At 73.6% G+C, this 6,439-nt stretch carries 6 protein-coding genes; 3 read left to right on the forward strand and 3 right to left on the reverse strand.

Annotated features, from left to right (window positions below; all coding sequences use genetic code 11):
• The first annotated feature begins 292 nt into the window (after positions 1 to 292).
• The 3 genes from ACH4OW_RS24865 (at position 293) to ybaK (ending at position 3,426) form a co-directional block, all read left to right on the forward strand.
• Positions 293 to 1,894 (forward strand): oxidoreductase, encoded by a 1,602-nt coding sequence (locus ACH4OW_RS24865; RefSeq protein ID WP_398030072.1) that lies wholly within the window; start codon positions 293 to 295, stop codon positions 1,892 to 1,894.
• Positions 1,895 to 2,057: 163 nt separating this feature from the next.
• Positions 2,058 to 2,867 carry an LON peptidase substrate-binding domain-containing protein gene (locus ACH4OW_RS24870; RefSeq protein WP_398030073.1) on the forward strand — a complete coding sequence of 270 codons (810 nt, stop codon included), beginning with the start codon at positions 2,058 to 2,060 and terminating at the stop codon, positions 2,865 to 2,867.
• Positions 2,868 to 2,895: 28 nt separating this feature from the next.
• Positions 2,896 to 3,426 carry a Cys-tRNA(Pro) deacylase gene (ybaK, locus tag ACH4OW_RS24875; protein ID WP_398030074.1) on the forward strand — a complete coding sequence of 177 codons (531 nt, stop codon included), beginning with the start codon at positions 2,896 to 2,898 and terminating at the stop codon, positions 3,424 to 3,426.
• Positions 3,427 to 3,614: 188 nt separating this feature from the next.
• Here the strand turns inward: ybaK and ACH4OW_RS24880 are convergent, their stop codons facing one another.
• From ACH4OW_RS24880 to ACH4OW_RS24890, 3 genes are all read right to left on the reverse strand, one after another.
• Positions 3,615 to 4,283 carry an ABC transporter permease gene (locus ACH4OW_RS24880; protein WP_398030075.1) on the reverse strand — a complete coding sequence of 223 codons (669 nt, stop codon included), beginning with the start codon at positions 4,281 to 4,283 and terminating at the stop codon, positions 3,615 to 3,617.
• Positions 4,284 to 4,360: 77 nt separating this feature from the next.
• Positions 4,361 to 5,212 (reverse strand): ABC transporter permease, encoded by an 852-nt coding sequence (locus ACH4OW_RS24885; RefSeq protein WP_398030076.1) that lies wholly within the window; start codon positions 5,210 to 5,212, stop codon positions 4,361 to 4,363.
• Positions 5,209 to 6,216: an ABC transporter ATP-binding protein gene (locus tag ACH4OW_RS24890; RefSeq protein ID WP_398030084.1), complete on the reverse strand. Its 1,008-nt coding sequence runs from the start codon at positions 6,214 to 6,216 to the stop codon at positions 5,209 to 5,211. Before ACH4OW_RS24890 ends, ACH4OW_RS24885 begins: the two co-directional genes overlap by 4 nt.
• Positions 6,217 to 6,439 lie beyond the last annotated feature (223 nt).

The raw sequence follows: 6,439 nt of genomic DNA on the forward strand, positions 1-6,439 counted from the left end.
TGTCTCAGACCCGTTCCCGGGCCCGAGCGCCCGTATCAGTCGGTGATACACAGCACCGGGACCGCGTCGCACCTGATGAGGCCGGTGCCGCCCGGACACCGGGCGGTCGTCTCGATTTGACGCTCACCGTCCGTGTTCGCGCGATGACACAGCGGGAAAGGGGCCCGTACGGGCGTACGGAGGGACGAGCCGGACGTACGAAAACGGACGTACGGAAACCGCTGGACGCGGACACCGCGCACGCGGGACCGTACGAACCCGCTCGGGGGAGCGGGGAAAGGGGGACAGCACGGTGACCACGCCGGAGGAGGGCGACGCGCCCGCGGAACTGCGGCTGAACCCTGCCGAATGGAGCATGTGGCAGGCGTTCCGCAACGGCAGCACCTGCGACCTGCGCACCGGCGATCCGGCCAGGGACGACCCGCACGGACAGGTCCGGTGGGGCCCGGAGCGGCGGGTGCGCGCCAGGATCGTGGCGCTCCTGCTCCTGGAGGGGCCGCCCGCACAGCCCGGCCGGGTGTCGGCGCTGAAACTCGCGGGTGCGTACATCACCGACACTCTCGACCTTGCGGGCGGCACGATCAAGCCATTCGTGGAGCTGCGCGACTGCCGCTTCCAGAACGAGGTCGTGCTGCCCGAGAGCCGCTTCACCACGCTGCGGATGGTCGGCTGCGCGATACCCCGGGTGGAGGCGGCCCGGCTGCACACCGAGGGCGACCTGCACCTGCCGCGCTGCGTCGTACGCTCCGGCATCCGGCTGACCGACGCGCACATCGGCACGGACCTGCTGCTCAACCAGACGGTGGTGCACAAGGACCGGCAGGGCAGGTCGGTGATGGCCGACGGGCTCACCGTCGCGCAGGACCTCCAGGCCGAGCTGATGGAGTCCTACGGCGAGCTGTCGCTGCGCGGCGCGACGATCGGCGTGTCGCTGAGCCTGCGCGGCAGCCGGCTGAGCAACCCGTACGGGCGCCGGGCCCTGAACGCCCCCCAGATGACGGTCGAGCGCACGCTGTACCTGACCGGCGCCGGCCTGGCCAGCTCGCCCTTCTCCAGCGCGGCCACGCCCCCGTACGGCATCGCCCACACGCCCACCCGCGGCACCCGCATGCAGCGCTTCGAGTGCGAGGGCGGGATGCGGCTGGACGACGGGCGGTTCGGCGACGCCGTCGACTTCGAGCAGGCCCGCTTCATCATGGAGGCCGACCAGGAGCTGTCGCTGCGCCGCATCCAGACCCCGGAGCTGCGCTTCCTGGGCGAGCGGCCGCAGCGCGGGCGGGTCATCCTCTCCGGCGCACGGGTCGTCAACCTGGTGGACAAGGCGGCGAGCTGGCCGGGCCTCGGCGGCCTGTGGATGGCGGGCTTCAACTACGAGACGCTCATCCCGCGCGGGCACTTCCCGCTGTCGCGGCGGCTGGAGTGGGTGGCCGCCGCGACGCCGGAGTACGCGCCGGAGCCGTACGAGATGCTGGCCACCGCCCTGCGCGGCAGCGGCGAGGACTCCGACGCGCGCGAAGTGCTGCTGGCCAAGCAGCGGCGGCGGCGCGAGACGCTGCCGCTGGCCGCCAAGCTGTGGGGCGTCCTCCAGGACTGGACGGTCGCGTACGGCTACCGGCCCGGGCGGGCCGCGGTGTGGATGGCGATCCTGTGGGCGCTCGGCACCGCCTACTTCGCCGGGTCCCCGCCATCGCCCCTCAAACCCGGCGAATCGCCGCCCTGGAACCCGTACCTCTACTCCCTCGACCTCCTGCTGCCGGTGATCGACCTGAACCAGGACACCTTCTGGAAACCGGTCGGCGGGGCACAGTGGGTGGCCGCGGTCATGATCCTGGCGGGCTGGGTCCTGGCGACGACGGTCGCGGCGGGCGCCTCGCGGCTGCTGCGCCGGCAGTAGGAGCACGAGGGGGCGCGAGCCGCCGTCCGAGCTACCGGACGGCGGACGGGCCCCGGTGGCCGTGCCGGACGGCCCCACCAGGCGGGCCGCCGCCCCCCGCACGGCCCGGTGGATCACGGCCCGGGAACCACTTCCGCCTCCACAGGCTCTAGGCTTACGGGCTGTGACCTCCGTGCGCCTACCGCTCTTCCCGCTGAACTCGGTGTTGTTCCCGGGACTCGTCCTCCCGCTCAACGTCTTCGAGGCGCGGTACCGGGCGATGATGCGCGACCTCCTCGCCCTGCCCGAAGACGAACGCCGCTTCGGGGTCGTCGCGATCCGCGACGGCCGCGAGGTCGCGCCCTCGGCGCCCGGCCTGCCGGACGCCACGGCGCTGCCGGCCGGCGGCCCCGCGGCGGGCTTCGGCACCGACCCGGTCAGCGCCTTCCACACCGTGGGCTGCGTGGCGGACGCGGCGACCATCCGCGAGAAGAGCGGCTCCCCCCACACGCCCGACGAGGACGCCGAGGCGGCACCGCCCGCTGCCGCCCCCGGCACCGGGCCCGACGCCTCCGGCTACGAGGTGCTGGCCACCGGCACCACCCGCTTCAAGCTGCTGTCGGTCGACGCCTCGGGCCCGTACCTGATGGGCGAGGTGGAGGAGCTGGAGGAGACCGAGGGCGAGGGCGCCGGCGCGCTGGCCTCCGGCGTCGTACGGGCCTTCCGCACCTACCAGAAGCGCCTGGCCTGGGCGAACGAGCGCACCCTGGCCAGCGGGCAGGACCTGCCGGACGAGCCGTCGGTGCTGTCCTACCTGGTGGCGGCCGCCGCCGTACTCGACATCCCCGCCAAGCAGCGGCTCCTGGAGGCGCCGGACACCGCGGCGCGGCTCACGCAGGAGCTGAAACTGCTTCGCCAGGAGACCGCGGTGATCGGTAAGCTCCCGTCGCTGCCCGCGGTGGACCTGACCCGGCACCCCACCAGCCCCAACTGACCCCGTAACGAGCCGAGGCCCGACGACCTTGTCCAAGAAGCCGAAGCAGACCAGACAGCAGAAGAACGGGAAGCAGCCGCCCGGCGCCGGCGGCACACCGGCGACGGTGGCGCTCACCGAAGCGGGCGTGGACTTCACCCTGCACGCCTACGAACACGACCCGGCCACCGCCTCCTACGGCGAGGAAGCCGCCGAAGCCCTCGGCGTCTCCCCCCACCAGGTCTTCAAAACACTCCTCGCGGAAGTCGACGGCGCCCTGACCGTCGCCGTGGTCCCGGTCTCCGGCTCCCTCGACCTGAAAGCCCTGGCAGCCGCGGCCGGCGGCAAGCGCGCCGCGATGGCCGACCCGGCCGCCGCCGAACGCAGCACCGGCTACGTACGCGGCGGCATCTCGCCGCTCGGCCAGCGCAAGCGGCTCCGTACGGTCATCGACGCGTCGGCCGCCGCGCACGAGACGGTCTGCGTCTCGGCCGGACGCCGCGGCCTGGAAGTCGAGCTGGCCCCCGCCGACCTCCAGCAGCTCACGCAGGCGACACTCGCCGCGATCGCGCGCGACTGAGACCGGCGCAAGGGCTTTACGGCTCGCGGTTCCTCCGCTACCACCCGTAGGGGAGGTACGCCATGTCGAAGAAGACCCGCAAGCGGAAGTGGCGCATCAAGAAGGGCAAGGCCAACCACGGGCGGCGCCCCGCCTGACCGGCCGGCGCGGGCCCGGCGCCACGGCACCGGGCCCGGCCGGCAGGACCGTCAGCCCTCCGACGGCGGCACCGGCTGCGGCGCCACCCACTCCGGCTCCGGCGGCTCCGGGTCGCGCGGCCCGAACAAGCCGGTCAGGAACAGATGCGTGAACATGGCGGCGACCGGCCAGGCGAGCAGCGCGCCCTTCGCCTGCAAACGCAGCGGCCCGTCGAAGACCACGCCCTTGCCGGCCTCGGCGGCATGCGCGGCCAGATCCGACGTCGGGCCCAGCCAGACACCCAGCCGCCACGCCACCACGGACCCGAGCAACCCGCCGGCCACCAGCGCCACCACCAGCGGAATGCCGCCCGCCCTGCGGAGCAGGAAAGCCACCGCCGCGCACAGCACACCGAAACCGAGCGCCAGCAGGACGAACGTGCCGTCCCCGCCGATCGCCTCCTCACCCTCGGTGTTCTTGAGGTAGACATTGCCGCGGCCGTCGCCGACCAGCGGCACGTGCGGCGCCAGCCACGCCCACAGGACACCCAGCAGCGCACCGCACACCGTCACCACGATCGCGATCAGCGCCGCTTCCAGCAGCTCACGGCGGAATGCGGCCCGGTCCTGCACGGCGGACCCCCCGGTGGTCGGGTCGGCGGACGCCCCCGCGGGCTCGGCCCAGGGGTTGTACGTACGCTCGGGCGGTTGATTGTCGTGCGGCGTCTGCGGTGCGGTCACCCCGTCATCGTGCCAGGTGGGCACCGCGCCACCGTCGGCAGGACGGCGGCCTGGCCGATTCTCTCCCGCCGGCCCCGTCACCGCACGGCCGCCCGGCGGTACGCCCAGGTCGCCACGGCCAGCGACAGCACGCCGACAGCCGCACAAACCCCCAGGTCGGCGACGACCGCCAGCCAGTCCGTACGGGCGTCGAACCCGCGCGCCAGCGCCTCGACCCCATAGGTCGACGGCAGCAGATCACGCGCGTACGAGATCGGCGCGGGCAGCCGCCCGGCCGGCAGCACACCCAGCAGCAGCGCCGCCGACATACCCAACTGGCCGCACAACGTGGCCAGTTCCGGACGCGGCGCGAGCAGCCCCAGCGCCGCGCCGAGCCCCGCCAGCGCCGCACCGGCCAACGGGATCACCGCGACCAGCACCCACAGGTTCCCCATCGGCAACTGGAACAGCAGACAGCCGGTCACCGCCGTGACCACCGTGCCGGGCGCGGTGAACGACGCGTACGCGGCGGCCGCGCCGAGCACCACGGCGGCAGGCGGCACCGGCAGCGTGGCGTAGTGGTCGAGCCCGCCGCTCGCCCGCAACTGCCCGAAGTACTGCGCCAGCAGATTCAGCGCCACGAACGCCACCACCAGCACACTGGAACCCGCCACCACGGCCCGCGCGGCATCGCCCCCGTCCACCACCCCCCGCATCAGAACCATGATCCCGACCGACTGGAAAGTGGCCACGAACAACAGCGGAATACGCGCGACCCTGGCCCGCGACAGCTGGGCCCGGTACACGGCGGCGAGCGCCGGCAGCAGACGCGCACGCGCAGCCAGCGGCGCCACCGGCATCCCGTCGCCCTCCGGCCGCACCCGAACGGCACCCTCCGGCCCTGCCGCGGCCCGCGCCACCGCCTCCGCTTCCGCGGGAACCACACTCACGCCTTCACCAAGCCTTCCTCCGTACGGCCCCCCAGCGCGAGATACACATCTTCCAGGCTCGGCGTCGCAAGCGTGAAGTCGTCCAGCGCGGCGAAGGCCGGCCCCGCCGTCACCGCGGCCACCGCCCCCCGCGCCCGGTCCGGCGGCAACCGCAGCGTCCAGCGCCGCCCCGACACCCGGGCGGTCGCCTCCAACGCCGCCACCTCCGGCACATCCAGCGGCGCCCGCTCCCGCCACACCAGCTCCAGCCGGACCTCCTCGCCCACCAGGTCCTTCAAACCGCCGGGCGTGTCACAGGCGATGACCCGGCCCCGGTCGATCACCGCGACCCGGTCCAGCACACTCTCCGCCTCGATCACGTTGTGCGTCACCAGCACCACGGTGGCGCCACGCTCCGCCCTCCGGCGGTCCACGGCCGCCCACACCGCGCGCCGCGCCACCGGGTCCATACCGGTGGTCGGCTCGTCCAGCACCAGCAGCGGGCGCTCGCCGACCAGCACCGCGGCAAAGCACGCAAGACGGCGCTGACCACCCGAAAGCCGCTTGAGCGGACGCCCGGCGATATCCCCGAGCCCCAGCTCCTCCACGACCGCGTCCCGCTCCGCACGCGCCTCCCGCGCCGCCAGCCCGCGCAGCCGCCCGGTCGTCTCCACGGCCAGCGCAACCGTCATCTCGTCCAGCGCGCTCGACTCCTGCCCGAGATACCCGAGCAAGCGCGCAGCGCGCTCCGGGTACCGGACGAGGTCGTGGCCCAGCACGGTCACCCCGCCCGAATCCGGCCGCATCAGCCCCGTGAGCTGCCGCACCAGCGTCGACTTGCCGGCACCGTTGGGCCCGAGCAGCCCGAAAATCTCTCCACGCCGTACGTCCAGACTGATCCCGTCACTGGCCCGCACGGCCGGCGCTCCCGCCGTTCCCCGTCGCCCGCGCACCGCGGGGTACGTCTTGACCAGGTCCCGCACGGCACACACCAGCTCGCCGCGCTCCACCCGCTTCGCGCCCATCTCCACGAACAACGAGCGTACGCGCTTGTGTGGGGGTGGTTGCGGTCGACCCTGCCGGTGACGTGCCGTTGCGCGCTGGCGCGCGGTTTTGCGCTTGCCTGGTCGCGCTGCGCGCGATTGCGCGTTCCGTCCGGTGGGTGGGGGGCCGGGGCCCCGCAGGGGTCTCTCCTCACCGCAGTCGCGGAAGCCTTGTCTGGAAAGCTGAACCTGGTGTTGCGACGTG

It is taken from the genome of Streptomyces sp. NPDC017056, from assembly GCF_044332485.1.
Classification (GTDB): domain Bacteria; phylum Actinomycetota; class Actinomycetes; order Streptomycetales; family Streptomycetaceae; genus Streptomyces.